The sequence below is a fragment of the Variovorax sp. ISS6 genome (assembly GCF_056523145.1).
Genome location: NZ_JAWRZC010000001.1, coordinates 5185849 through 5209081, shown reverse-complemented (window position 1 = coordinate 5209081; position 23233 = coordinate 5185849). Strand labels below are relative to the sequence as shown.

General features: G+C 70.6%; 19 protein-coding genes. 12 read left to right on the top strand and 7 right to left on the bottom strand.

Features of this window, described 5'->3' with window-relative positions; all coding sequences use genetic code 11:
• Positions 1 to 164: 164 nt before the first annotated feature.
• From AC1HIL_RS24195 to AC1HIL_RS24185, 3 genes are read left to right on the top strand one after another with little or no spacing between them, the layout of a single operon-like run.
• A complete protein-coding gene (locus tag AC1HIL_RS24195; RefSeq protein ID WP_057597614.1) occupies positions 165 to 665 on the top strand; it encodes a sigma-70 family RNA polymerase sigma factor in 501 nt (166 codons plus the stop codon).
• Positions 662 to 1666, top strand: a complete 1005-nt coding sequence (locus AC1HIL_RS24190) for a DUF4880 domain-containing protein (protein ID WP_479670201.1) — start codon at positions 662 to 664, stop codon at positions 1664 to 1666. The genes AC1HIL_RS24195 and AC1HIL_RS24190 overlap by 4 nt, the downstream gene beginning before the upstream one ends.
• A 2-nt stretch (positions 1667 to 1668) precedes the next feature.
• Positions 1669 to 4047 (top strand): TonB-dependent siderophore receptor, encoded by a 2379-nt coding sequence (locus AC1HIL_RS24185; RefSeq protein WP_479670200.1) that lies wholly within the window; start codon positions 1669 to 1671, stop codon positions 4045 to 4047.
• A gap of 16 nt (positions 4048 to 4063) precedes the next feature.
• On the opposite strand, the gene AC1HIL_RS24180 is transcribed toward AC1HIL_RS24185, so the two are convergent.
• Both AC1HIL_RS24180 and AC1HIL_RS24175 read right to left on the bottom strand, forming a co-directional pair.
• Positions 4064 to 4582, bottom strand: a complete 519-nt coding sequence (locus tag AC1HIL_RS24180) for a YybH family protein (protein ID WP_479670199.1) — start codon at positions 4580 to 4582, stop codon at positions 4064 to 4066.
• A gap of 148 nt (positions 4583 to 4730) precedes the next feature.
• Positions 4731 to 5924 (bottom strand): MFS transporter, encoded by a 1194-nt coding sequence (locus tag AC1HIL_RS24175; protein ID WP_479670198.1) that lies wholly within the window; start codon positions 5922 to 5924, stop codon positions 4731 to 4733.
• A 140-nt stretch (positions 5925 to 6064) separates the two neighbouring features.
• Here AC1HIL_RS24175 and AC1HIL_RS24170 point away from each other — a divergent pair, with 140 nt between their 5' ends.
• A complete protein-coding gene (locus tag AC1HIL_RS24170; protein WP_479670197.1) occupies positions 6065 to 6880 on the top strand; it encodes an AraC family transcriptional regulator in 816 nt (271 codons plus the stop codon).
• A gap of 10 nt (positions 6881 to 6890) precedes the next feature.
• Here AC1HIL_RS24170 and AC1HIL_RS24165 read toward each other — a convergent pair whose 3' ends face one another.
• The 4 genes from AC1HIL_RS24165 to denD form a co-directional block, all read right to left on the bottom strand.
• On the bottom strand, positions 6891 to 8168 hold the full coding sequence (locus AC1HIL_RS24165) for a TRAP transporter large permease (protein ID WP_057597666.1): 1278 nt from the start codon (positions 8166 to 8168) through the stop codon (positions 6891 to 6893).
• Positions 8165 to 8659 carry a TRAP transporter small permease gene (locus AC1HIL_RS24160; RefSeq protein ID WP_057597665.1) on the bottom strand — a complete coding sequence of 165 codons (495 nt, stop codon included), beginning with the start codon at positions 8657 to 8659 and terminating at the stop codon, positions 8165 to 8167. Before AC1HIL_RS24160 ends, AC1HIL_RS24165 begins: the two co-directional genes overlap by 4 nt.
• Before the next feature lie 123 nt (positions 8660 to 8782).
• Positions 8783 to 9754: a TRAP transporter substrate-binding protein gene (locus AC1HIL_RS24155; protein WP_057597664.1), complete on the bottom strand. Its 972-nt coding sequence runs from the start codon at positions 9752 to 9754 to the stop codon at positions 8783 to 8785.
• A gap of 64 nt (positions 9755 to 9818) precedes the next feature.
• Positions 9819 to 10838 carry a D-erythronate dehydrogenase gene (gene denD, locus AC1HIL_RS24150; protein WP_479670196.1) on the bottom strand — a complete coding sequence of 340 codons (1020 nt, stop codon included), beginning with the start codon at positions 10836 to 10838 and terminating at the stop codon, positions 9819 to 9821.
• Positions 10839 to 10925: 87 nt separating this feature from the next.
• Here denD and AC1HIL_RS24145 point away from each other — a divergent pair, with 87 nt between their 5' ends.
• From AC1HIL_RS24145 to AC1HIL_RS24125, 5 genes are all read left to right on the top strand, one after another.
• Positions 10926 to 11831: a LysR family transcriptional regulator gene (locus AC1HIL_RS24145; protein WP_479670195.1), complete on the top strand. Its 906-nt coding sequence runs from the start codon at positions 10926 to 10928 to the stop codon at positions 11829 to 11831.
• 88 nt (positions 11832 to 11919) lie between these two features.
• A complete protein-coding gene (locus AC1HIL_RS24140; protein ID WP_479670194.1) occupies positions 11920 to 12735 on the top strand; it encodes a putative hydro-lyase in 816 nt (271 codons plus the stop codon).
• 90 nt (positions 12736 to 12825) lie between these two features.
• On the top strand, positions 12826 to 14133 hold the full coding sequence (locus AC1HIL_RS24135; protein ID WP_413763082.1) for an MFS transporter: 1308 nt from the start codon (positions 12826 to 12828) through the stop codon (positions 14131 to 14133).
• Between the two features lie 45 nt (positions 14134 to 14178).
• Positions 14179 to 17835, top strand: coding sequence for a hydantoinase B/oxoprolinase family protein (locus AC1HIL_RS24130; protein ID WP_479670193.1), 3657 nt, complete (start codon positions 14179 to 14181; stop codon positions 17833 to 17835).
• Positions 17836 to 18066: 231 nt separating this feature from the next.
• The gene (locus AC1HIL_RS24125; protein WP_413763084.1) at positions 18067 to 19143 is read left to right on the top strand and encodes a hypothetical protein; all 1077 of its coding nucleotides are present in this window, start codon (positions 18067 to 18069) and stop codon (positions 19141 to 19143) included.
• A gap of 131 nt (positions 19144 to 19274) precedes the next feature.
• On the opposite strand, the gene AC1HIL_RS24120 is transcribed toward AC1HIL_RS24125, so the two are convergent.
• A complete protein-coding gene (locus tag AC1HIL_RS24120) occupies positions 19275 to 20978 on the bottom strand; it encodes an electron transfer flavoprotein-ubiquinone oxidoreductase (RefSeq protein ID WP_479670192.1) in 1704 nt (567 codons plus the stop codon).
• A gap of 138 nt (positions 20979 to 21116) precedes the next feature.
• Between AC1HIL_RS24120 and AC1HIL_RS24115 the strand changes: the two genes are divergently transcribed.
• The 3 genes from AC1HIL_RS24115 (at position 21117) to AC1HIL_RS24105 (ending at position 23226) form a co-directional block, all read left to right on the top strand.
• On the top strand, positions 21117 to 21899 hold the full coding sequence (locus AC1HIL_RS24115) for an SDR family oxidoreductase (RefSeq protein ID WP_479670191.1): 783 nt from the start codon (positions 21117 to 21119) through the stop codon (positions 21897 to 21899).
• A 77-nt stretch (positions 21900 to 21976) separates the two neighbouring features.
• Positions 21977 to 22807, top strand: a complete 831-nt coding sequence (locus AC1HIL_RS24110) for a DMT family transporter (RefSeq protein ID WP_409976483.1) — start codon at positions 21977 to 21979, stop codon at positions 22805 to 22807.
• The gene (locus AC1HIL_RS24105) at positions 22804 to 23226 is read left to right on the top strand and encodes an acyl-CoA thioesterase (RefSeq protein ID WP_057597070.1); all 423 of its coding nucleotides are present in this window, start codon (positions 22804 to 22806) and stop codon (positions 23224 to 23226) included. Before AC1HIL_RS24110 ends, AC1HIL_RS24105 begins: the two co-directional genes overlap by 4 nt.
• The last annotated feature ends 7 nt before the right edge of the window (positions 23227 to 23233 follow it).

Genomic DNA, 23233 nt, shown 5'->3' with positions numbered 1-23233 from the left:
CAATCGGGCATTGCGGGTTTTGCGGCGCCGTTCGTCAAACGGGGGATGCGACAGACACCGATGCACCGTTCTCCACCCTCCGCCCCGGGCGCCGGACCGCGCCGCGGGCTCGCCGATAATCGGGCGCCCCGCGGCCGGCGGGGCGCCTTCTTCCCGTGCCAGCCATGACGGATCTCGTCTCCACCCCCAGCGTCGAAACGCTCTACGGCGACCACCATGCGTGGCTGCAGGGCTGGCTGCGCCGCAAGCTCGGCAATGCCTGCGATGCGGCCGACCTGGCGCAGGACACCTTCATGCGCGTGCTCGGCCGGCCGCGCGAGCTCGCCGAACTGCGCGAGCCGCGCGCCTGGCTCACGACCATCGCGCACGGCCTCGCGGTCGACCACGTGCGGCGCAAGACGCTCGAGCGCGCCTGCCTCGACGCCATCGCCCACCTGCCCGAGCCGCAGGCGCCGTCGCCCGAGGCGCAACTGATGCTGGTCGAGGCGCTGGTGCGCATCGACGCCATGCTCGACGGGCTCGCGCCCAAGGCCCGCAGCGCCTTCCTGCTGTCGCGGCTCGAGGGCCTGGGCTACAACGAGATCGCGCGGCAGCTCGGCGTGAGCCTGAGCTCGGTCGAGAAATACATGGCGACCGCGATCCGCCACTGCCTGTCGCTGCGATGAGCGGCCGCGCGGCGCCGGAGGGCGGCGCTCCACCCGAGGTGCTCGACGAGGCCATCGCCTGGGCGGTGCGCCTGGGCTCGGGCAGCGCCGGCGCCGAGGTCCAGGCCGCCTGCGAGGCCTGGCGCGCGGCCGATCCTCTGCACGAGCAGGCCTGGCGGCAGGTGCAGTCGGTCGAGGAGGCCTTCCGCCAGGTGCCGTCGGGCACGGCCTCGCTGGCCCATGGCGCGCTGCAGTCGGCCGCCGGCCTGCAGGCCCGCGGCCGGCGTCGCGCGATCCGGCTGCTGGGGCTGGTCGCGGCCGGCGGCGTGTTCGGCGCCTGGCTGTGGCGCGAGGCGCCCTGGCTGCAGCGCACCGAGTACCTCACGGCGATCGGCGAACGCCGCCGCGTCGTGCTGGCCGACGGTACCGAGCTGAGCCTCAACACCGGTTCCGAGGCCGAGGTGCTGTTCTCGCCGCTGCGCCGGCTGATCGTGCTGCGGCGCGGCGAGCTGTTCGTGCGCACCGGCGCCGACGCCGACTCGCTGGTCGGCCGCCGCAGCTTCTGGGTGCATGCGGCGCAGGCCCGCTTCGAGGCCATCGGCACGCGCTTCGGCGTGCGCCAGGCCGGGAGCGAGACGCGGCTGTCGATGAGCGAGGGCCAGGTCGCGATCCACGCGGGCGACGCGCCACCCGTGCTCGCGCAGGCCGGCGACCGCTTCGTGGTGCGCGCGAACGGCGCGGCGCCCGAGCGCGCCGCCGAGGCCGGCTTCGAGGCCGATGCCTGGACCGATGGCGCGCTGGTCGCGCGGCAGATGCGGCTCGATGCCTTCGTGGCCGAGCTCGCGCGCTACCGCCAGGCGCCGCTGGCCTGCGATGCCGAAGCCGCGTCGCTGCGCGTGTCGGGCGTGTTCCAGCTCGGCGGCGCCGATCCGGTGGGCCGCGCGCTCGACGCGCTGGTGCGCACCCTGCCCGTGAAGGTGGAGCGCGGCGCCGGCGATGCATTGACCGTGGTGCGGCGCTGAGCATGCGCGTGCCGATCCGTTCGCGGCGGCTGCCGGCCCGCCAGGGCGTGCTGGCGCTCTGCCTCGGGCTCGCGCTGTGCGGCCAGGCCGCCGCGCAGCCGGCCGACGGCATGGCGCGGGAACGCATCGAGCTGCCGGCCGGCACGCTCGAGGACGCGCTCAATGCCTTCGCGCGCCGCGCGGGCATCACGCTGTCCTTCGATCCCGCGCTGGTGCGCGGCCGCGCGAGCGCCGCGCGCTCGGTGGCGAGCGCGCCCGCCGAGGGGCTGGCCGCGCTGCTCGCGCCGCATGGCCTGCAGGCGCAGCGCAGCGAGGCCGGCGGCTACCTGCTGCGGCCCGGCACGCCGCAGCCGGCGCAGCAGGCGCAGGAAGGGCAACTCGCCCCCGTGACGGTCGAGGCCGAAGCGGAGCGCGCGGAGGGCCCGGTGAACGGCTACGCGGCCCGGCGCAGCGCCACCGCGAACCGCATCGACACCGCGCTGGCCGAGACGCCGCGCGCGGTCAGCGTGGTGTCGCGCGCGCAGATCGAGGACCAGGGCGCGCAGACCGTGGGCCAGTCGCTGCGCTACACGGCGGGCGTGCTGACCGAGGTCGCGGGCTACGACCCGAGCACCTCGGCGATCACGGTGCGCGGCTTCTCGCCGGCCGAGCTCCTCGATGGCTTCCGGCTCTTCGCCTCGGGCGACTACGCGGGCTGGCAGGTCGAGCCGCAGGGGCTGGAGCGCGTCGAGCTGCTCAAGGGGCCGGGCTCCGCGCTCTACGGTCAGGGCGCGCCCGGCGGCGTGCTCAACCTGGTGTCGAAGCGGCCCACGGCCGACGCGGTGCGCGAGGTGGGCCTGACGCTGGGCAGCCATGCGCGCAGGCAGGGCAGCGTCGACCTCGGCGGCGCGATCGACGAGGACGAGCGCTGGACCTACCGGCTCAACGGCCTGCTGCGCGACAGCGGCGGCCAGACCGACTTCTCGCGCGACGACCGCCAGTTTCTCGCGCCCGCGCTGCGCTGGAAGCCCTCGGCCGACACCAGCCTCACGCTGCTGGCCGACATCACGCGCGACCGCGTCACGCCCAAGAGCTGGTGGCCCGACTACGCGCTCGTCGTGCCCAATCCCCACGGCCGCATCCCGCCGAGCCGCTCGATCGGCGAGCCGGCCATCGACCGCTACGACCGCGACACGGCCTCGCTGGCCTACCTGCTCGAGCACCGCATCGACGCACGCTGGAGCTTCCACCAGAAGGCCCGCTTGTCGCACTCCGCGCTCGACTATGCGCAGGTGCGCGGCACCGGCTTCGCGGCCGACCGGCGCACGGTGGAGCGCAGCACGCTGCTGTCGCGCTCGCGCGGCCGCGCCATCGCCTTCGACAACAGCATCGAGGGGCGCCTGCGGCACGGCGACTGGTCGCATGTGCTGCAGTTCGGCGCCGACCAGCAGTACTTCCGCGGCAGCGATGAGTTCGGCGCGGTCGCGGCGCCGTCCATCGATGCCTTCTCGCCGGTGTACGGCGCGCCCGTGGACCTGCCGCGCACCAGCGCGAAGACCCGGCGCCTGCGCATCAACGGCTTCTACGTGCAGGACCAGATGCGCTCCGAGCGCTGGACGCTCGACCTCGCGCTGCGCCACGACCGCGGCAGCAGCCGCTACGACGACTACAACACCACGCAGTTGAGCACCCGCAGCCACACCAGTTACAACGTCGGCGTGCTGTACCGCGGTGCCGGCGGCTGGTCGCCCTACCTCAACCAGTCGAGCTCGTTCATGCCGGTGCTCGGCGCGGACTTCAACGCGGCGCCGCTGCGCATCGACACGGGCCGGCAGTTCGAGCTCGGCCTCAAGTACCAGCCGCCGGGTACGCGCTCGCTCTACACGGTCTCGGCCTTCGAGCTCACGCGGCGCAGCAGCTTCACCGGCGACCAGCGCAACTACCTCGGCCTCGAGATCGTGCCGGCGGTGGTGCGTGCGCGCGGCCTCGAGTTCGAGGCGCAGCTCGCGCTCGGCGCGCGGCTGCGCGCGCTCGCGAGCTACACCTGGCTGGACGCGCGCGTGCTCGAGAGCATCGACACCGCGCAGGTCGGCAAGCGGCCGCGCCAGTCGGCGCGCCACAGCGCCTCGCTGTGGCTGGACTACCGTTTCGCGGGGGAGGCGCTCGCGGGCTGGAGCCTGGGTGCCGGCGTGCGCTACGTGGGACGCGTGCCCGCGCGCGCGGACAACGCCTTCCACAACCCGGCCTACACGCTGGTCGACGTGGCGCTGCGCCACGACCGCGGACCCTGGAGCTATTCGCTCAACGCCACCAACCTGTTCGACCGCACCTACGTGTCGAACCTCGGCCAGGCCTTCGGGCAGCGGCGCACGCTGCAGGCGCGCGCCGTCTACCGCTGGTGAGGGACGGCGGCGGCGTTCAGCCGCCCGCGCTTTCCTTGCGGATCAGCCAGCGGCCGTCGACACGCTGCAGCTCGAGCGTCTTGCGGCCGCTCTCCTTGATCTTGTCGGCGGCGTAGCTCTGCTTGAACTTCGCGGTCGCCGTGTTGCCGTTGACGCTGACCACCAGGTTGTCGACCTTCACGCTGATGCTCGACTTGTTGCCGATGCGCTTGCGGCGTTGCTCTTCCCAGGCCTTGTGGCTGGCGCCCTTGGCGGGCTGGAAGTCGCTCGCGTAGCTCGCGAGGTACTTGTCCACGTCCTTCGAGGCCCAGGCGGAGGCCCAGGCGAGCACGGCGGCCTCGACCTCGGCCGGCGCGGCGCTGGCCGCGGCGGAAGCGGGTGCGGCCGGGGCTGCCGCGGGCGCCGCGGCGGAGGCGGCAGCCGCAGGTGCGGGCGCTTTCGCGGGCGCATCGGCCGCGAAGGCCGGTGCCATCGCGGCCAGCGCTGCCGCCGCGAGCACGGCACCTGCGGAGAGACGGGGGAGGAATCGATTCATGCGCGTGTCCTGGTGGTGTTGATGTCGGAACCGGTCGCCGGGGCGATTTTCGATTCTGGCAGTGAAACCCGGCCCGCATGTGTCGGATCGTCCCGTCTGTACGGTGGCCGCAACGACCGGTGCTCGCGCACTCACCGGTTCCCGTGGTTCAAGCGGCGCTCGCGGGGCGCGGCGAGATCGCGGCCGCGTCGGGCGTGCGGTTGCGCATGCGCAGCGACAGCAGCGCCGCCACGCACAGCACGCACAGCACCGCGCTCAAGGTCACGCCCAATCCGCGCGCATCGGACAGCAGGCCGAACAGCGGCGACACCAGGCCGCCCACCGAGAGCGCGAGTCCCAGCGTGATGCCGCTGGCCGTGGCCGGGTTGCGCGGCAGGTAGTCCTGCGCCAGCGTCACCTGCGCCGCGAAGGGCAGGAACATGCACAGTCCCAGCAGCGCCGTGCAGGCCAGCGCCCAGGCGGGCGAGGATGCGAGCACCAGCCCGGCCATGGCCGGCACCGCGAGCAGGTAGCCCGCGCGGATCGTGCCCATGCGCCCGATGCGGTCGCCGAGCCAGCCGCCCAGCAGGGTGCCCACGGCACCGGCGGCGGTGAAGCCGGTCAGTGCTACCGCGCCCTGGAAGGCCGAGCCGTGCAGGTCGCGCGTGATGCGCAGCGAGAGCATCGACAGCACCGTCACGTAGGGGATCGACCAGCCGACGATGGTGGCCACCAGCAGCGCGAAGGCGCGCCAGTCGTTCGGTGGGCGCTGCGTCGCGGCCTGCGCGCGCCGGGCCGTGCCGGCCCGCGCCGCGTTCGCCGCGCCCTGGCCGCGGTTGGCCAGCAGCCACACGGCGCCCATCGCCAGCGCGGGCAGACCGAGCAGGTAGCTGCGCGACAGCGCGCCGCCGCCGACCACGGTGGTGGCGAGCACCGGCGCGAACGAGGCGCCGATGGTGCCGCCGACCGAGAACACGCTCATCGCCTTCTGCGAGGCGCCGCCGGCCGCGCGCGCGGCCACGGTGGCGCTCGGGTGATAGGCCGCGATGCCGAGGCCGCACAGCACGGTCGCGAGCCAGGTCCAGAGGTAGTTCGGGCCCAGGCCCGCGAGCACCAGCCCCAGCGCCGCCACCAGGAAGCCCACCGGCACCAGCCAGGGCCGCGGATGGCGGTCGGCATAGAGGCCGAACAGCGGCTGCACCACGCTCGACAGCCCGGTGGCCGCGAGCATCAGCCCGCTCACGGCCGTGTAGCTGTAGCCGCGCTCCAGCACCATCAGCGGCAGCAGCGCGGGCACCAGGCCCTGGTAGAGATCGTTGACGGCGTGGGTGCCGGTGAGAAGCCCGAGGCGGCCCTTGTTCATCGGTGGCCTCCCGGAGTGGCGGGTGGCGGATTGCATGGCATTCGATCAGTCCTTTCGGTGGAACCTCGTGTCGAGGCCGGGCCATGCTAGGAAGCCATGCGAAGATGATCTCGCTACGAATGAACAAGGATCGTCGAGAAATGGACAAGCTGCAGCCGCCCGCCGCCTTCGACCTGCGTCCCGAGCACGGCGAGTCGACGCCGCGTGCCGTCGCGGTGCTGGCCACCGATGCCGTGGGCGATTCGGAAATCCCGCCGCACAGCCACCGGCGCGGCCAGCTGATCCATGCGATCTCGGGCGTGATGATCGTGCGCGCCGAGGCCGGCAGCTGGGTGGTGCCGCCGGGGCGCGGCGCCTGGGTGCCGCCCGGCATGGTCCACGGCATCCGCATGGCGGGCGACGTGCGCATGCGCACCGTCTTCGTCGAGCCCGGCACGCGCGCCGGCCTGGGCGCCGACTGCCGCGTGATCGCGGTCGACGCGCTGCTGCGCGAGCTCATCGTGAGCGCGATCGCGCTGCCGCTGGACTACGCGCGCGGCGGGCGCGACGAGCGCGTGATGGAGCTGATCCTCGACGAGATCGAGCGCGCGCCCGCGCTCTCGCTGCACGTGCCGATGCCGCGCCATGCGCGCCTTTCGGCGCTGTGCGAGGAGCTGGTGCGCGATCCCGCGCTGCCGGCCACGCTCGAGGCCTGGGCGAAGCGGCTGCACATGAATGCGCGCACGCTGGCGCGGCTGTTCCAGCGCGAGACCGGCATGAACTTCGGCGCCTGGTGCCGGCAGGCGCGGCTGCTGCTCAGCCTGCCGCGGCTGGCGGCCGGGGCCTCGATCCTCGAGGTGGCGCTGGCGCACGGCTACGAGAGTCCGAGCGCCTACGCCGCGATGTTCCGGCGCACGCTGGGCATGCCGCCGAGCCAGTACCTGCAGGCGCCCGGCCCCGCCGAGGGGGCCGGATGAGCGATCCCGCTCAGCGCGCGTACACGAGGTCGCGCAGCGCGAGCGAGACCCAGGGCACGTAGGTGATCACCATCAGGCAGGCCAGGATCACGAGCACGAAGGGCACCAGGTGCTTCACGATCCGGTCGAGCGAGATGCGCGCCACCGTGCAGGCCGCGAACAGGTTCACGCCGAAGGGCGGGGTGATCATGCCCAGCGCCAGGTTCACCACCATGATCAGGCCGAAGTGCACCGGGTCGATGCCGAAGTGCTGCGCCACCGGCGCGAGGATGGGCGCGAGCACGATGATCGCCGCGCTGGTCTCGATGAACATGCCGATCACGAACAGCGCCGCGTTCACGCCCAGCAGGAACATCGCGGGCGACTGCAACACTTCCTGCAGCCAGTGGCCGATGGCGTCGGGCACGCCCGCGCGCGTGATCAGGAACGCGAACAGCCCCGCGTTGGCGATGATGAACATGATCACCGCCGAGGACAGCACCGACTTGCGCAGGATCGCGAACAGGTCGGCGAACTTGATCTCGCGGTAGATCACCATGCCCACGATCAGCGCGTAGAAGACCGCCACCGCCGAGGCCTCGGTCGGCGTGAAGATGCCGCCGTAGATGCCGCCGAGGATGATGACGGGCATCAGCAGTGCCCAGCCGGCCTGCCACAGCGCGCGGCCGAAGGGCATGCGGCCCTCGCCGTCGTTCTTGCCCCAGCCCTTCCATTTGCAGTAGACCCACACGAACAGCATGAGCGCGAGGCTGATCAGGATGCCGGGGCCGAAGCCCGCGATGAACAGCTCGCCGATCGACACCTCGGCGCTCACGCCGTACAGGATCATCGGGATCGAGGGCGGGATGATCACGCCGAGCTCGGCGCTGGTGGCCTGCAGCGCGGCCGCGTAGGAGGTCGGGTAGCCGTGCTTGATGAGCGCGGGGATCAGGATGGCGCCGATCGCGAAGGTGGTGGCCACCGAGGAGCCCGAGACCGCCGCGAAGATCATGCAGGTCAGCACGCAGGTCATCGGCAGCCCGCCCTGGATGCCGCCCACGATGCTCTTGGCGAACTCCACCAGTCGGCGCGAGATGCCGCCCGTTTCCATCAGGTTGCCGGCCAGGATGAAGAAGGGAATCGCCGCGAGCGGAAACTTGTTGATCGAGTTGAACATCTCCTTGGCGGAGATCAGCATGTTGGCGTTCGTGACCTGGATGCCCAGGATCGAGGCCAGGCCGATCGAGACGGCCACCGATACCGACAGTGCGAAGCACAGCACCATCGTCGCGATCATGGTCGTGGTCATTGCGCGGTCTCCAGTTCGAGGCGCTTGGGATCGAGGTAGTTGCCCACGATGCCGAACAGCGAGAACACCGCGCCGACCGGCAGCGCCATGTAGGCCCAGATCATCGAGAGGCTCTCGAGCCCGGCCATGCTCTGCACGCGGCCGCGGATCGCGTAGTCCCAGCCCCACCACAGCACGACCAGCATGAGCGCGAGCGCGGCCACGCTCACCACCGCGTCGAGGATGCGGCGCGTGCGCGGCGAGCTCCAGCGGTACAGCACGTCGACGCTGACCATGGCGCCCTGCCGGAAGGCCATCGGGATGCCGAGGAAGACCATCCAGATCAGGCTCACGCGGATCAGGATCTCGCTCCACTCTGCGGGCTGCTCGAGCACGAAGCGGGTGACGATCTGGAACATGCCGAGCGAGGCGGCCACCACCAGCATCGCGCAGGCCAGGACCATGGACACCATCGTGGTCCATCGTTCCAGGCCGAGGAACTTGTTTTTCATCAGGAATGTCCCGGGAGGGAAGTCAAAAACAGGAACGCCCGCCGGGCGTCGTGCCTGGCGGGCGCGGCTTCGGCCGGGCGCCGGTCGATGGGTTCGACGGTCACGCGGCGCGGGCCATCGCTCTCACTTGAAGTCGCGGATCTTGTCGAGGTTGGCCTTGCCGAAGTCCTTCTCGAACTGGGCGTTGACCGGCGCGATCGCCGCCACGAACCTGGCCTTGTCGACGTTGTCGATCACCGTCATGCCCTTGGCGCGCAGGTCGGCCACGCCCTTGGCGTCGTCCTCGTCCACGCGCGCGCGGTTGGCCTTGGTGCCTTCCTTGGCGGCATCGATGAAGGCCTGCTTGTCGGCGGCGCTGAGCTTGTCGAACACCGCCTTGTTCATCACGAAGATGCAGGGCGAGTAGACGTGGCCGGTCAGCGTCAGGTGCTTCTGCACCTGGTCGAACTTGGCCGAGATGATCACCGGCAGCGGATTCTCCTGGCCGTCGACCGTGCCCTGCTGGAGCGCGGTGAACACCTCGGGGAAGGCCATGGGCGTGGTGATGATGCCGAAGCCCTTGTAGGCCGCGATGTGCACCGGGTTCTCCATGGTGCGCATCTTCAGGCCCTTGAGGTCCTCGGGCGCCTTCACGTCGCGCTTGCTGTTGGTCATGTGGCGGAAGCCGTTCTCGGCCCACGCGAGCGCCTTGAAGCCCTTGGCGTCGAACTTGGTCAGCAGGTCCTGGCCGATCGGGCCGTCGAGCACCGCGCGCGCATGCGCCTTGTCGCGGAACAGGAAGGGCACGTCGAGGATCTTGGTCTCGGGAACGAAGTTGGGGATCGGGCCGGTGGAGGAGAAGGCCAGTTCCTGCGTGCCCAGCTGCACCGCCTCGATCGACTCGCGCTCGCCGCCGAGCGAGCCGTTGTAGAAGGTCTGGACCTTGTAGCGGCCGCCGGTGCGCTTCTCGACTTCCTTCGCGAAGGTGTCGATCGCCACGCCCTGGTGGGAGTTCTGCGCCACGGAGATACTGATCTTCATGGTCGTCTGCGCGAAAGCCGCGCATGCCATGCCCATGCCCAGCACCAGGCCAGCGGCCAGTCGGGTCAATTTCATTCGGAGTCTCCTGGGATTTATGGGAAGCGGGCGGCGCGGGGTGCGCCATGCCGCAAAGGCATGACTATGCAACAAGCGGTAGCTTCACCGCGTCGGGATTTTCACGGACGTACTCGCGGATCACCGCGTCGAAGCTGTCGTCCGAACCCAGCCCGAGCGCGCGGGCGCGCGGCGTGTCGAAGCGCCCGGGCCAGGACTTCACGATGCGCCGGATCGTCGGCTCGGGCGTGCGGTCGAGCAGCGCGGTCGCGGCCGGGCCGGCCACGCGTTCGAGGGCCGCGGCCATCTCGCCGACGGTCGTGGACAGCGAAGGCAGGTTCACGGCGGTGCGCGGGCCCCATTCGGCGTCGCTCGCCTCGGCCGCGCGGATCAGCCCCTCGATGGTGCGCGCCGGCGAGGCGACGGCCACCGGCGTCTCGTCGGGCACCGGACAGGCCGCGCGCAGCCCGGCCAGCGGTTCGCGGATCATGCCGCTGAAGAAGCCCGAGGCCGCGCCGTTGGGCTTGCCGGGGCGCACGCTCACCGTCATCAGGCGCACGCTGCGCCCGCGGATGAAGCCCTTGCGCGTGAAGTCGGCCACCAGCTGCTCGCCGATGAACTTCTGGATGCCGTAGCTGGTCTGCGGCGTGGGCAGCGTGCGGTCGTCGATCACCGGCGGCAGCGGCTGCTCGGGCGAATCGCCGAACACCGCGAGCGAGCTCGAGAACACCAGCACCGGCCGGGTGCCGAGCGCGCGCAGGCGTTCGAGCAGGGCGTGTGTGGCGGCGAAGTTGCTGCGCATGCCGAGGTCGAAGTCGGCCTCGCACTCGCCGCTGACCGCGGCCGCGAGGTGGAACACGGCCTCGGCCTCGCGCCAGGGCGTGGCGTCGGCATCGGCGCCGAGCTGGTCGTTGAGGTCTCCGGTCACGAAGGCGACACGCGGGTCGGCCGCGAGGTCGGCCGGCGGCGGCGCGCGGTCGACCAGGGTGATCCTGGCGATGGGGGCGGGGGCCGCGCCCGCGAGCGAGAGGCTGCCTTGCGCGAGCAGCGTGCGGGCGAGGCGGGCGCCCAGAAAGCCGGCGCCGCCGGTGATGACGATCTGCATGTCGGTCCTTGTCTCCTTGTCGAGGGTTCGAGGATAAGCGCGACCGGCGCGACACTCGGGGCCTTCGCCAGTCCGCCGAGCCGAACGATGAACCTCCGATTCGTGGAAGCCTTCCACTGGGCCGTGGCCCTCAAGAGCGTGACGCGCGCCGCCGAGAAGCTGCACCTCACGCAGTCCGCGCTGTCCAGCCGCATCGCCGCGCTCGAGCGCGAGCTCGGCACCTTGCTGCTCGACCGCCGCGACAAGCAGTTCCGCCTCACGGTGGCGGGCCAGCGCTTCCATGCCTTCGCGCAGAAGCTGCTCGAGATGCAGATGCACATCAAGGCCGAGATGGGCTCGGGCGCGGTGCGCGATACGGTGCTGCGCGTGGGCGCGATCGAATCGGTGGTGCACAGCTGGCTGACCGGCTGGCTCAAGCACATGCAGTCCACCTACCCGGACTTCGAGCTCGAGCTCACGGTCGAAACCACGCCGGTGCTGGTCGACCAGCTGCAGCGCGGCAAGCAGGACCTGGTGTTCGCCGCGCTGCCCGCGGTGGGCGACGGCGTGCGCACGCGCGCGGTGCCGCCGATGGCCATGTGCTTCGTCGGCCACCGCGAGCTGCACCTGCGGCGGCGCTACCGCATCGCCGACCTGCTGTCGCTCGACCTGCTGACCTTCCAGCGCGGCTCGCAGCCGCACGTGGCGCTGCTCGAGTTCTTCCGCGAGGCCGGCGGCGCGGCGCCGCGCGTGCATGCGATCTCCTCGATTTCGGCGATGGCGCAGCTGGTGGAGGCGGGCTTCGGCGTGGCCACCTTGCCGCGCGCGGTGGTCGATGGCCTCGCGCGGCGGCTGCCGCTGCGCGTGCTGCCGAGCGAAGGCACGTTGGAGCCCTTGCCGATCTATGCGAGCTATCGCGACGATCCTTCCTCCTTGCTGCTCGAAGCAGCGGTGAGCTCTGCCGTGGTGCACGGATCGCACCGCGCTGGGTCATCGAAAAAATCGATGAGCTGAGCAAGAAACTTTGCGTTGGCGTTCGGGCGCGCGGATTCCCACAATCCGCCCACCACAACGAAGAGACAAGCAGCCGCTCGCCAACGCCATGCCAGCCACAGACGAATCGACCTCCCTGCCCACCGACGCTAGCAGCGCACGCGAGGTGCGGCAAGCCGCCCGCGCCGGCCGCCTGAGCGGCCACACCAGCGGCCTCGCCAGCGCCCACGTGCAGGGCAACCTCGTGATCCTGCCGCAGGCCCATGCGGGCGACTTCCTGCGCTTCTGCCAGGCCAATCCCAAGCCCTGTCCGCTGCTCGGCGTGACCGAGGCCGGCGATCCCTCGCTCCCCGCGCTCGGCGAGGACATCGACCTGCGCAGCGACCTGCCGCGCTACCGCGTCTGGCGCGAGGGCGAACTGGCCGACGAGCCCACCGACGTGCGCGCGCTGTGGCGGGACGACATGGTCGGCTTCGTCATCGGCTGCTCGTTCACCTTCGAGCATGCGCTGCTGGCCGAGGGCATCGCGCTGCGGCACGTGGCGCAGGGCCGCAACGTCGCGATGTACCGCACCGGGCTGCAGACGGTGCCGGCCGGTCCGTTCAGCGGGCCGCTGGTGGTGTCGATGCGGCCGCTGCGCGCGGCCGATGCGATCCGCGCGGTGCAGATCACCTCGCGCTTTCCGGCCGTGCACGGCGCGCCGGTGCACCTCGGCGATCCCGCGCTGATCGGCATCCGCGATATCGGCCGCCCCGAGTACGGCGATGCCGTCGAGGTGATGCCCGACGAGCTGCCGGTGTTCTGGGCCTGCGGCGTGACGCCCCAGGCCGCGCTCGCGGCCGCGCGGCTGCCGCTGGCGATCACGCATGCGCCGGGCGCGATGCTGGTCACCGACCTGCCGCACCACCGGCTCGCCGCGCTGTAGCGCGCCGCCCCTGGTTCCGATCGCCGCCGGTTCCCTGGGCAGGGACCGCGCGGCGCCGTTCCCGCCCCGACCCACCCTGGAGAAGACACCATGAAAAACAGCACCCTCGAGGCCACCGCGCCGACGCCCGGCGACGGCACGGCGGAGGCCGGCGACGCCAACTGGCTGCGCACCCTGAACCCGAACGAGAAGCGCACGCTCGCGGCCTCGTTCAGCGGCTACGCGGTCGATGCCTTCGACTACTACACGCTGCCGCTGGTCACGCCGATCCTGCTGTCGCTGTGGGGCATGAGCAAGACCGAGGTCGGCCTGATCGGCACCGCGACCCTGGTGGCCTCGGCGCTCGGCGGCTGGGCCGCGGGCATCCTGGCCGACCGCTATGGCCGGGTGCGCATCCTGCAGCTCACGATCCTGGTGTTCGCGATCTTCACCTTCGCCTGCGGCCTGGCCCAGACGCCCGGGCAGCTGCTGGTGGCGCGCACGCTGCAGGGCCTGGGCTTCGGCGGCGAATGGGCCGTGGGCTCGGTGCTGATCGCCGAGATGATCCGGCCGGCCTACCGCGGCAAGGCGGTCGGGCTGGTGCAGAGCAGCTGGGCCGTGGGCTGGGGCGCGGCGGTGCTGGTGTCGATGGCGCTGTTCTCGTTCCTGCCGCCCGAGGTCTCGTGGCGCGTGATGTTCCTGCTGGGCCTGCTGCCGGCGCTGCTGATCGTCTTCATCCGGCGCTCGATCAGCGATCCCGAGATCTACGTGCAGACCCGCGCCGCCGTGGCGCGCGGCGAGCGCAGCGGCAATTTCCTCGCGATCTTCAAGCCCGGCGTGCTCGGCACCACGGTGCTCGCGAGCCTGCTGTTCACCGGCATGCAGGGCGGCTACTACGCCATCGGCGTGTGGCTGCCGACCTTCCTGAAGAACGAGCGCCACCTGACGGTGCTGGGCTCGGGCGGCTACCAGTTCATGTTCATCGTCGGCGCCTTCGTCGGCTACCTCTGCGGCGCCTACCTGTCGGACCGCCTGGGCCGCCGCCGCGCCTTCATCCTGTTCGCCATCGGCGCGGGCCTGCTGGTCTATGCCTACACGCTGCTGCCGATCACCGACGGCCTGATGCTGCTGCTGGGCTTTCCGCTCGGTTTCTTCATGTCGGGCATCTTCAGCGGCGCGGGCGCCTTCCTGGCCGAGCTGTTCCCCAACGAGCTGCGCGGCTCCGGGCAAGGCTTTTGCTACAACTTCGGGCGCGGCATCGGCGCCACCTTTCCGGCGCTGGTCGGCGTGCTGAGCGACCGCATGCACCTGCCGCTGGGCACGGCCATCGGCATCTGCGCGGCGGTAGCCTATGCGATCGTGGTGGTGGTGGCGCTGTGCCTGCCCGAGACCCGCGGGCGCGACCTGCGCCAGAACTGAACCGATTCCGCTCCCTTTCCTCGCGAAGACCTATCCTTGTTCCCCATGACCACGCAAACCCTTCTCCCGTCCCGCTGGCAGTTCTGGATCGACCGCGGCGGCACCTTCACCGACCTCGTGGGCCGCGATCCCGAAGGCGGCTTGCACACGCTCAAGCTGCTGTCGGAGAACCCCGAGCAGTACCGCGACGCGGCCGTCGAGGGCATCCGCCGCCTGCTGAAGCTGGCACCGGGCGAGGCCGTGACGCCCGAGCGCGTGGAGTGCGTGAAGATGGGCACCACGGTGGCCACCAACGCGCTGCTCGAGCGCAAGGGCGAGCCCACGGTGCTGGTCACGACCAAGGGCTTCCGCGATGCGCTGCGCATCGCCACCCAGGCGCGGCCGCGCCTGTTCGACCGCCGCATCGTGCTGCCCGAGCTGCTGTACCGGCGCGTGATCGAGGCCGACGAGCGCATCGACGCGCGGGGCGGCACCGTGCAGGCGCTCGACGAGGCCCCGCTGCGCGCGCAGCTGCAGTCCGCCTTCGACGAGGGCCTGCGCGCCTGTGCGATCGTCTTCATGCACGGCTGGCGCCACACGGCGCACGAGCTGGCGGCCGAAGGCATCGCGCGCGCCATCGGCTTCACGCAGGTGTCGGTGTCGCACAAGACCAGCCCGCTGATGAAGCTGGTGCCGCGCGGCGACACGACGGTGGTCGACGCCTACCTGAGCCCGATCCTGCGCCGCTATGTCGAGCAGGTGTCGCAGCAGATGCCGGGCGTGCCGCTGTTCTTCATGCAGAGCTCGGGCGGGCTCACGCAGGCGCACCGCTTCCAGGGCAAGGACGCGATCCTCTCGGGCCCGGCCGGCGGCATCGTCGGCATGGTGCGCACCGCGCTCGATGCCGGCCATGCGCGCGTGATCGGCTTCGACATGGGCGGCACGTCCACCGACGTGTCGCACTACGCGGGCGAGTTCGAGCGCTCGTTCGAGACCCAGGTGGCCGGCGTGCGCATGCGCGCGCCGATGATGAGCATCCACACGGTGGCGGCCGGCGGCGGCTCGATCGTCTCCTTCGACGGCGCGCGGCTGCGCGTCGGGCCCGAGTCGGCCGGCGCCAATCCCGGCCCCGCGAGCTACCGCCGCGGCGGCCCGCTGACCACCACCGACGCCAACGTGCTGCTCGGCAAGATCCAGCCCGCGCACTTCCCGCGGGTGTTCGGCCCGGGCGCCGACCAGCCGCTGGACCGCGACGCGGCCGAGCGCGGCTTCGCTGCGATGGCACGGCGCATGACCGAGGCCACGGGCCGCGCGGTCGGTACCGAGGAGGTCGCGAGCGGCGCGCTGCGCATCGCGGTGGCGAGCATGGCCAATGCGATCAAGCGGATCTCGGTGGCGCGCGGCTACGACGTCACGCAATACACGCTGCAGTGCTTCGGCGGCGCGGGCGGCCAGCATGCCTGCCTGGTGGCCGATGCGCTGGGCATGCGCAGCGTCTACTTGCATCCGCTGGCGGGCGTGCTCTCGGCCTTCGGCATGGGGCTGGCCGACCAGCTGGCGCTGCGCGAGCGTGCGCTCGAGCACCGGCTCGACGCGGCGGGCCTGGCCGAGGCGCGCGAGGCGGCCATCGGCCTGGCCGGGCAGGCCGTGGAGGAACTGCGCGGGCAGGGCGTGGCGGAAGCCGCGATCGAGGTGCTGCATCGCGTGCAGCTGCGCTACGAGGGGACCGACACCGCGCTGCCCTGCGCGCTGCCGATGGACACGCCGGCCGTCGAAGCCATCGCCGCAATGCGCGACGAGTTCGAGCAGGCCTACCGCCGGCGCTTCGCGTTCCTGATGAGCGAGCGCGCGCTGGTGATCGAGGCGGTGGCGGTCGAAGCCGTCGGCGCGGGCGAGCGCACGCGCGCCGCGGCCACGACCGGCAAGGCCGAGTCGCATGTGCCCGAGTCGCTCGCGGCCGTGCGCATGTACTGCGAGGCCGACGAAGCCGCCGCGGGCTGGCGCGATGCCGCGCTGTTCGACGAGGCCGCACTGCGCCCCGGTGCGGTGGTCGACGGCCCGGCGATCCTGGCCGGGCGCAACGCCACCACCGTGGTCGAACCCGGCTGGCAGGCACGCGCCACGGCCGACGGCGTGGAGCTGCATCGCGTGCGCGAGCGCGCCACCAGCCATGCGATCGGCACGCGCGCCGACCCGGTGATGCTCGAGGTCTTCAACAACCTCTTCATGAACATCGCCGAGCAGATGGGGCTGCGGCTGCAGAACACCGCCTACTCGGTCAACATCAAGGAGCGGCTCGATTTCTCGTGCGCGCTGTTCGACGTCGAGGGCAACCTGATCGCCAATGCACCGCACATGCCGGTGCACCTGGGCTCGATGAGCGAGTCGATCAAGACCGTGATCGCCTGCAACCCCGACATGAAGCCCGGCGACGTGTTCGTGCTCAACGACCCCTACCACGGCGGCACGCACCTGCCCGACATCACGGTGGTGACGCCCGTCTACCTCGACACGGCCGATGCGCGGCCCTCGTTCTACGTGGCCTCGCGCGGCCACCATGCCGACGTGGGTGGCATCACGCCGGGCTCGATGCCGCCGTTCTCGAAGACCATCGGCGAGGAGGGCGTGCTGATCGACAACTTCAAGCTGGTGGAGGGCGGCCGGCTGCGCGAGGTCGAACTCCGCGCATTGCTCGGCGGCGGCGCGCATCCCTCGCGCAACATCGAACAGAACCTGGCCGACCTGCGCGCGCAGATCGCGGCCAACGAGAAGGGTGTGCAGGAGCTGCAGGCCATGGTGGCGCAGTTCGGCCGCGAGACGGTGGCGGCCTACATGGGCCATGTGCAGGACAACGCCGAGGAGTCGGTGCGTCGCGTGATCACGGCGCTCAAGGACGGCGAGTTCGTGCTGCCGCTGGACAACGGCGCGCGCATCCAGGTGCGCGTGAAGGTCGATGCGGCCGCGCGTTCGGCGACGGTGGACTTCAGTGGCACGAGCGCGCAATTGCCGAACAACTTCAATGCGCCGCGCGCGATCACGATGGCGGCGGTGCTGTATGTGTTCCGCACGCTGGTCGACGACGACATTCCGCTTAACGCGGGTTGCCTGAAGCCGATCGAGGTGATCGTGCCCAGCGGCTGCATGCTGAACCCGTTGCCGCCCGCGGCGGTGGTGGCCGGCAATGTCGAAACCTCGAGCTGCGTGACCAATGCTCTCTATGGTGCGCTCGGCGTGATGGCGGCGAGCCAGTGCACGATGAACAACTTCACCTTCGGCGATGGCGCGCACCAGTACTACGAGACCATCTCGGGCGGTTCGGGCGCGGGCGAGGGCTTCGACGGCACGAGCGTGGTCCAGACCCACATGACGAACTCGCGGCTCACCGATCCGGAGGTGCTGGAGTTCCGTTACCCGGTGCGTCTCGACAGCTACAGCCTGCGTTCGGGGTCGGGTGGTGCGGGGCGCTGGCGTGGTGGTGACGGCGGTGTGCGGCGGGTTCGGTTCCTGGCACCGATGACGGCGTCGATCCTCAGCAATGGGCGGCACCATGGTGCGTTCGGTGGTTCGGGTGGCGAAGCGGGCGCGGTGGGGATCAATCGTGTGGAGCGGGCCGATGGAACGGTCGAGCCTCTGGATCACATCGGGCAGGTGCAGATGGGGGCGGGGGATGTGTTCGTGATCGAGACGCCTGGTGGGGGTGGGTGGGGCGCTGTTCAGGGTTGAGGCCTTGAGGTCTGGGGCGGGCGCGCGCCGACGGGGTACTCCCCTCCGCGAATGTCCCCCGGCCTGCGGCCTCCTCCTTTATTTCGCTGTGGGGAGTACCCCATCGACACGCGCCTGGACGCAATGGTTGTTGGGCCGCCGGCACCACCGCAGCGCCCCCGGTAACAAGAAAGGCGTGACCAAGCACGAACGCATCGGAAAAGCAGAGGAGCCTGCGCTACCCTCTCGCGCATGAAAGCGCTGCCCCCAGATTTTCTCGCGACCCTGCGCCTGCCCGTGCAGCACGAGGACGACCTCGATGCCCAGGCGACCTTCTTCGATCGCGATGCGGTGTCCGACTTCTACCGCGCGACGGTGAAGGAGGGCACGGGCGACGAGGTGCTGGAGGCCGCGACCGCGCTGCTGCCCGACCTGCATCCGCTGCGTGCCGCGCTGTTCGCGATTCTTTGCGGCGGGCTGGTGGAGAACGGCGCCGATCCGCGGTTGCTGTTTCCGGCGGCGCTGCGACGCCTGGCCCGACTGCTCGAATCGCTCGCACCCTATTGCGCCGCGGAGCCGATGGAGGACGACGAAGAAGAAGCGTCCGAGGAGGAGCCGGCCGACGTCCTCGCCTGGCGCGCCGCCGAAGCTGCGCTCGAAGCGCTGCCGCCGGCCGAGCGCCTGCAGGTCGAAGCGAGCCGGCAGGCGGTCGACCTGCTGGTGCTGCCGCTGATGGCGATGCTGATGCGCGATGTCCGCAACCATCGCGAGCTGCTGGCCGACGAGGCACTGTGCGCGCGCATCGAGGCGTTGTCGGTCAACGGCACCTTGCCCTTCGAGGAACTGCACTTCCTGCACCGCACCGCCCAGATGGCCTACGAGGACGAGCTGGTCGTGCTGCTGCCGGCCTCGAACGCGGGGATGATCGTGCGTGCCCACGGCATCAACAACAACTTCCACGCCTTCTCGCTGCTGCAGGACCTGTTCAGCGTGCATGCGAAGACCCTGGGCATCCGGCAGCCGCTGGCCGATCGTCTCGGTGCCGACGACGAGCCGCGCGACAGCGATTCGGCGCAGTACCTCTGGCTGCAGGCCAAGGCCTATGCCGGTGGTGAACTCGTCGACCGCATGGCCTGGGCCTGGGGCGAGGGGACTTTGCGCGAGAACGCGCGCCGGCAGGGAAGGCTGGTGCTCGTCGCGCTGGAGACCGAGGACAAGCCCGCGCGCGGCTGGAACGGTTTCAACCAGGCCTTCCATTCGGAGCAGAAGCCACAGGTGACGGTAGTGCGCTTCCTCACGGCCGACGAGGTAGCCACCTACTTCGCCTGACCCCCGCAGCGAAATCAAGGAGGAGGCCGAAGGCCGGGGGACATTCGCGGAGGGAAGTACCCGCTGTCCTGTGCACGCGCCCCGAACGAAAACAAGAAGGCCCTCCGAAGAGGGCCCCAGAAGAACAGACCTTACATCCCCACGTAGTTGGGCCCGCCGCCCCCTTCAGGCGTGACCCACACGATGTTCTGCGTCGGGTCCTTGATGTCGCAGGTCTTGCAGTGCACGCAGTTCTGCGCATTGATCTGCAGCCGTTGCTTGCCCGCGCTGGCCTCGTCGGGCACGAACTCGTACACGCCCGCCGGGCAGTAGCGGCTTTCGGGGCCCGCGAACTTCGCGAGGTTGACGTTGACCGGCACCGACGCGTCCTTCAGCGTCAGGTGGGCCGGCTGCTGTTCCTCGTGGTTGGTGTTGCTGATGAACACGCTCGAGAGCCGGTCGAAGGTGAGCTTGCCGTCGGGCTTGGGGTAGGCGATCGGCTGGCATTCCGAGGCCGGCTTCAGGTACTGGTGGTCGGGCTTGGTGCGGCGCAGGGTCCAGGGGATATTGCCCTTGAGCAGCCATTGCTCGATGCCGTTCATCAGCGTCGCGACCAGCAGGCCCTTCTTGAACCAGGCCTTGAAGTTGCGCGCCTTCTTGAGTTCGGCATGCAGCCAGCTCTTCTCGAAGGCCGCCGGGTAGGCCGTGAGCTCGTCGTGCTGGCGGCCGGCCTGCACTGCGTCGAAGGCAGCCTCGGCGCACAGCATGCCGGTCTTGATCGCGGCGTGGCTGCCCTTGATGCGGCTCACGTTGAGGTAGCCGGCCTCGCAGCCGACCAGCGCGCCGCCCGGGAACACCGTCTTGGGCAGCGATTGCAGGCCGCCGGCCGTGATCGCGCGCGCGCCATAGCCGATGCGCTTGGCCGGCTTGATGCCCTTGGCCTCGTCGCCCTCGAGGTACCAGCGGATGTTGGGGTGCAGCTTCCAGCGCTGCATTTCCTCGAACGGGCTCAGGTACGGGTTGCTGTAGTCCAGGCCCGTGATGAAGCCCATCGTGACCTTGTTGTCCTCCATGTGATAAAGGAAGGCGCCGCCGTAGGTGTCGCTCTTCATCGGCCAGCCGGCCGTGTGCAGCACGAAGCCGGGTTCGTGGCGCTTGGGATCGATCTCCCAGACTTCCTTGACGCCCAGGCCGTAGGTCTGCGGATCCTTGCCCTCGTCGAGCTTGAACCTGGAGATCAGCTGGCGGCCCAGGTGGCCGCGCGCGCCCTCGGCGAACACCGTGTACTTGCCCAGCAGCTCCATGCCGAGCTGGAAGTTCTCGGTCGGCTCGCCGTCCTTGCCCACGCCCATGTTGCCGGTGGCGACGCCGCGCACGGCCCCCTTCTCGTCGTAGAGCACCTCGGCGGCCGGGAAGCCCGGGAAGATCTCGACGCCGAGGTTCTCGGCCTGTTGCGCGAGCCACTTGGTGAAGGCACCGAGGCTGATGATGTAGTTGCCGTGGTTCTGGAAGCAGTCGGGCAGGAAGGCGTTGGGCGTGCGCAGGCTGGCCTTCTCGCCGAGGAACACCATCGCGTCGTCGGTCACGGGCTGGTTCAGCGGCGCGCCGAGTTCCTTCCAGTCGGGCAGCAGCTCGTTGAGCGCGCGCGGGTCCATGATGGCGCCCGACAGGATGTGGGCGCCGGGCTCCGAGCCCTTCTCGAGCACCACGACCGAGATCTCCTTCTCGTGCTGGGCGGCGAGCTGCTTCAGGCGAATCGCGGTCGAAAGGCCGGCCGGCCCGCCACCGACGACGACGACGTCGTACTCCATGGCTTCGCGGGGACCGTACTGGGCAAGGATTTCGTCGTGGGTCATGGGGGTCTCGTCGATATGATGGGAGGCACTGGCGCTTCGTGGCTGCCGGGCATTTTATGCGGGCGCCACGGGCCGCCCCGCGGGGCGTGTCGCCCGTGTTTTCACGTCGCCTTGGCGACTCCACAGGAACAGCACTCCATGGCGTACAGCATCGATCTCTCGGGCCGCGTGGCCTTCGTCACCGGCGCCTCGAGCGGCCTCGGCGCGCAGTTCGCGAAAACGCTGGCGCGCGCGGGTGCCGCCGTGGTGCTCGCGAGCCGGCGCGTCGACAAGCTCAAGGAGCTGCGCGCGCGCATCCAGGGCGAGGGCGGCGACGCCCACGTGGTCGAGCTCGACGTGACCGACATGGCCAGCATCAAGGCCGCGGTGGCGCGCGCCGAGACCGAGGTCGGCGCCATCGACGTGCTGGTCAACAACTCGGGCGTGAGCACCACCCAGCGGCTGCAGGACGTGACGCCCGAAGATTACGACTTCATCTTCGACGCCAACCTCAAGGGTTCGTTCTTCGTCGCGCAGGAGGTCGGCAAGCGCATGCTGGCGCGCGCCAAGGGCGCGGCGCCGGGCACCTACATCGGCGGGCGCATCGTCAACATCGCCTCGGTGGCCGGGCTCAAGGTGCTGCCGCAGATCGGCGTCTACGCCATGAGCAAGGCCGCGCTGATCCAGATGACCAAGGCCATGGCGCTCGAATGGGGCCGCTTCGGCATCAACGTCAACGCGCTGTGCCCGGGCTACATCGAGACCGAGATCAACGAATCGCACTGGAGCACCGAGGGCGGCGCCAAGCTCGTGAGCATGCTGCCGCGCAAGCGCGTGGGCAAGCCCGAGGACCTCGACGGCCTGATCGTGCTGCTGGCCAGCGGCCAGAGCCATTTCGTGAACGGCGCCGTGATCGTGGCCGACGACGGGTTCGCGCTCTGAGCCCGCGCGCCTGGATCGGCATCGCGGCCGGCCTGGGCGCGGGCGCGCTCTGGGGGCTGGTGTTCGTCGTGCCGCGCATGGTCGGGCACTTCGCCATGGTCGACATCGTCTCGGCGCGCTTCGCCGTCTTCGGCGCCGTGTCGGCGCTGGCCGTGTTCGCGCGGCCCGCGGCGCGGCGCTGGCCCACGGGGCGCCAGGCGCTGGCCGCGCTCGGCCTCAGCGTGCTGGGCTTCAGCGGCTACTACCTGCTGCTGGCCTTCGGCATCGTGGCAGCGGGTACCGAGGTGCCGAGCCTCATCATCGGCACCATCCCGGTCTGGATGATGCTGCTGGGCCGCCCGCCGGGGCTGCGCATGGCCGCGCTGCTGCCCGGCCTGCTGCTCACCGGCGCCGGCATCGCGCTGATGATCTGGGGCGCATGGTCGGCCCGGCAGGGCGGTGCGCACGGCGGCGGGCATTTCGCCTGGGGCATCGTGCTCTCGCTCGGCGCGATGGCGAGCTGGACCGTCTACGGCCTGCTCAACGCGGCCTGGCTGCAGCGCCACACCGAGATCCACGCGGCCGACTGGGCCAACTGGCTCGGCATCGCCACCGGCCTGGGCGCCATCGGCCTCTGGCTCGCGGCCGGCAGCGAGCTCGCGGCGCTGCGGGCCCAGCCCGATGGCCTGCTGTTCGTCGTGCTGGCGCTCGCGGGCGGCTTCGGCTCCTCGTGGCTCGCCACCATCCTCTGGAACCTCGCGAGCCAGCGGCTGTCGGCCAGCCTCTGCGGCCAGCTCATCGTGAGCGAGACGCTGTTCGCGCTGGTCTATTCCTTCGTCTGGGACGGCCGCTGGCCGCAGGCCACCGAGCTGGTGGCGGCGCTGCTGTTCGTCCTCGGCATCCTCGCCTCTATCAAGGCCCACCGATGAGAATCGAAATCCCCGAGAAGAAGAAACTGGTCTACGAAATGTCGATCCCGATCCGCTGGGGCGACATGGACGCGATGGGCCATCTCAACAACGCCAGCTACTTCCGCTACCTCGAGACCGCGCGCATCGACTGGATGCATTCGATCGGCTTCGAACCCGAGCCCGGCGGCGAGGGCATGGTGATCGTGAATGCCTTCTGCAACTTCTACCGCCAGATCGAGTACCCGGGCAACGTGCTGCTCAGGATGTACGTGAGCGACCCGGGCCGCACCACCTTCGAGAGCTGGGCCACGATGGCGCGCGCCGACCAGCCCGAGGTGATCTGCGCGGCCGGCGGGGCGACCACGATCTGGGTCGACTTCCCGAAGCAGAAGGCGCTGGCGCTGCCCGACTGGCTGCGCGCGCTGGTGAGCGACTGAGGGCCGG

Coding starts and splice junctions, on each gene's coding strand:
- AC1HIL_RS24195 (WP_057597614.1), top strand. CDS start 165: ATGACGGATCTCGTCTCCACCCCCAGCGTCGAAACGCTCTACGGCGAC.
- AC1HIL_RS24190 (WP_479670201.1), top strand. CDS start 662: ATGAGCGGCCGCGCGGCGCCGGAGGGCGGCGCTCCACCCGAGGTGCTC.
- AC1HIL_RS24185 (WP_479670200.1), top strand. CDS start 1,669: ATGCGCGTGCCGATCCGTTCGCGGCGGCTGCCGGCCCGCCAGGGCGTG.
- AC1HIL_RS24180 (WP_479670199.1), bottom strand. CDS start 4,582: ATGAATCGATTCCTCCCCCGTCTCTCCGCAGGTGCCGTGCTCGCGGCG.
- AC1HIL_RS24175 (WP_479670198.1), bottom strand. CDS start 5,924: ATGAACAAGGGCCGCCTCGGGCTTCTCACCGGCACCCACGCCGTCAAC.
- AC1HIL_RS24170 (WP_479670197.1), top strand. CDS start 6,065: ATGGACAAGCTGCAGCCGCCCGCCGCCTTCGACCTGCGTCCCGAGCAC.
- AC1HIL_RS24165 (WP_057597666.1), bottom strand. CDS start 8,168: ATGACCACGACCATGATCGCGACGATGGTGCTGTGCTTCGCACTGTCG.
- AC1HIL_RS24160 (WP_057597665.1), bottom strand. CDS start 8,659: ATGAAAAACAAGTTCCTCGGCCTGGAACGATGGACCACGATGGTGTCC.
- AC1HIL_RS24155 (WP_057597664.1), bottom strand. CDS start 9,754: ATGAAATTGACCCGACTGGCCGCTGGCCTGGTGCTGGGCATGGGCATG.
- denD (WP_479670196.1), bottom strand. CDS start 10,838: ATGCAGATCGTCATCACCGGCGGCGCCGGCTTTCTGGGCGCCCGCCTC.
- AC1HIL_RS24145 (WP_479670195.1), top strand. CDS start 10,926: ATGAACCTCCGATTCGTGGAAGCCTTCCACTGGGCCGTGGCCCTCAAG.
- AC1HIL_RS24140 (WP_479670194.1), top strand. CDS start 11,920: ATGCCAGCCACAGACGAATCGACCTCCCTGCCCACCGACGCTAGCAGC.
- AC1HIL_RS24135 (WP_413763082.1), top strand. CDS start 12,826: ATGAAAAACAGCACCCTCGAGGCCACCGCGCCGACGCCCGGCGACGGC.
- AC1HIL_RS24130 (WP_479670193.1), top strand. CDS start 14,179: ATGACCACGCAAACCCTTCTCCCGTCCCGCTGGCAGTTCTGGATCGAC.
- AC1HIL_RS24125 (WP_413763084.1), top strand. CDS start 18,067: ATGAAAGCGCTGCCCCCAGATTTTCTCGCGACCCTGCGCCTGCCCGTG.
- AC1HIL_RS24120 (WP_479670192.1), bottom strand. CDS start 20,978: ATGACCCACGACGAAATCCTTGCCCAGTACGGTCCCCGCGAAGCCATG.
- AC1HIL_RS24115 (WP_479670191.1), top strand. CDS start 21,117: ATGGCGTACAGCATCGATCTCTCGGGCCGCGTGGCCTTCGTCACCGGC.
- AC1HIL_RS24110 (WP_409976483.1), top strand. CDS start 21,977: ATGGTCGGGCACTTCGCCATGGTCGACATCGTCTCGGCGCGCTTCGCC.
- AC1HIL_RS24105 (WP_057597070.1), top strand. CDS start 22,804: ATGAGAATCGAAATCCCCGAGAAGAAGAAACTGGTCTACGAAATGTCG.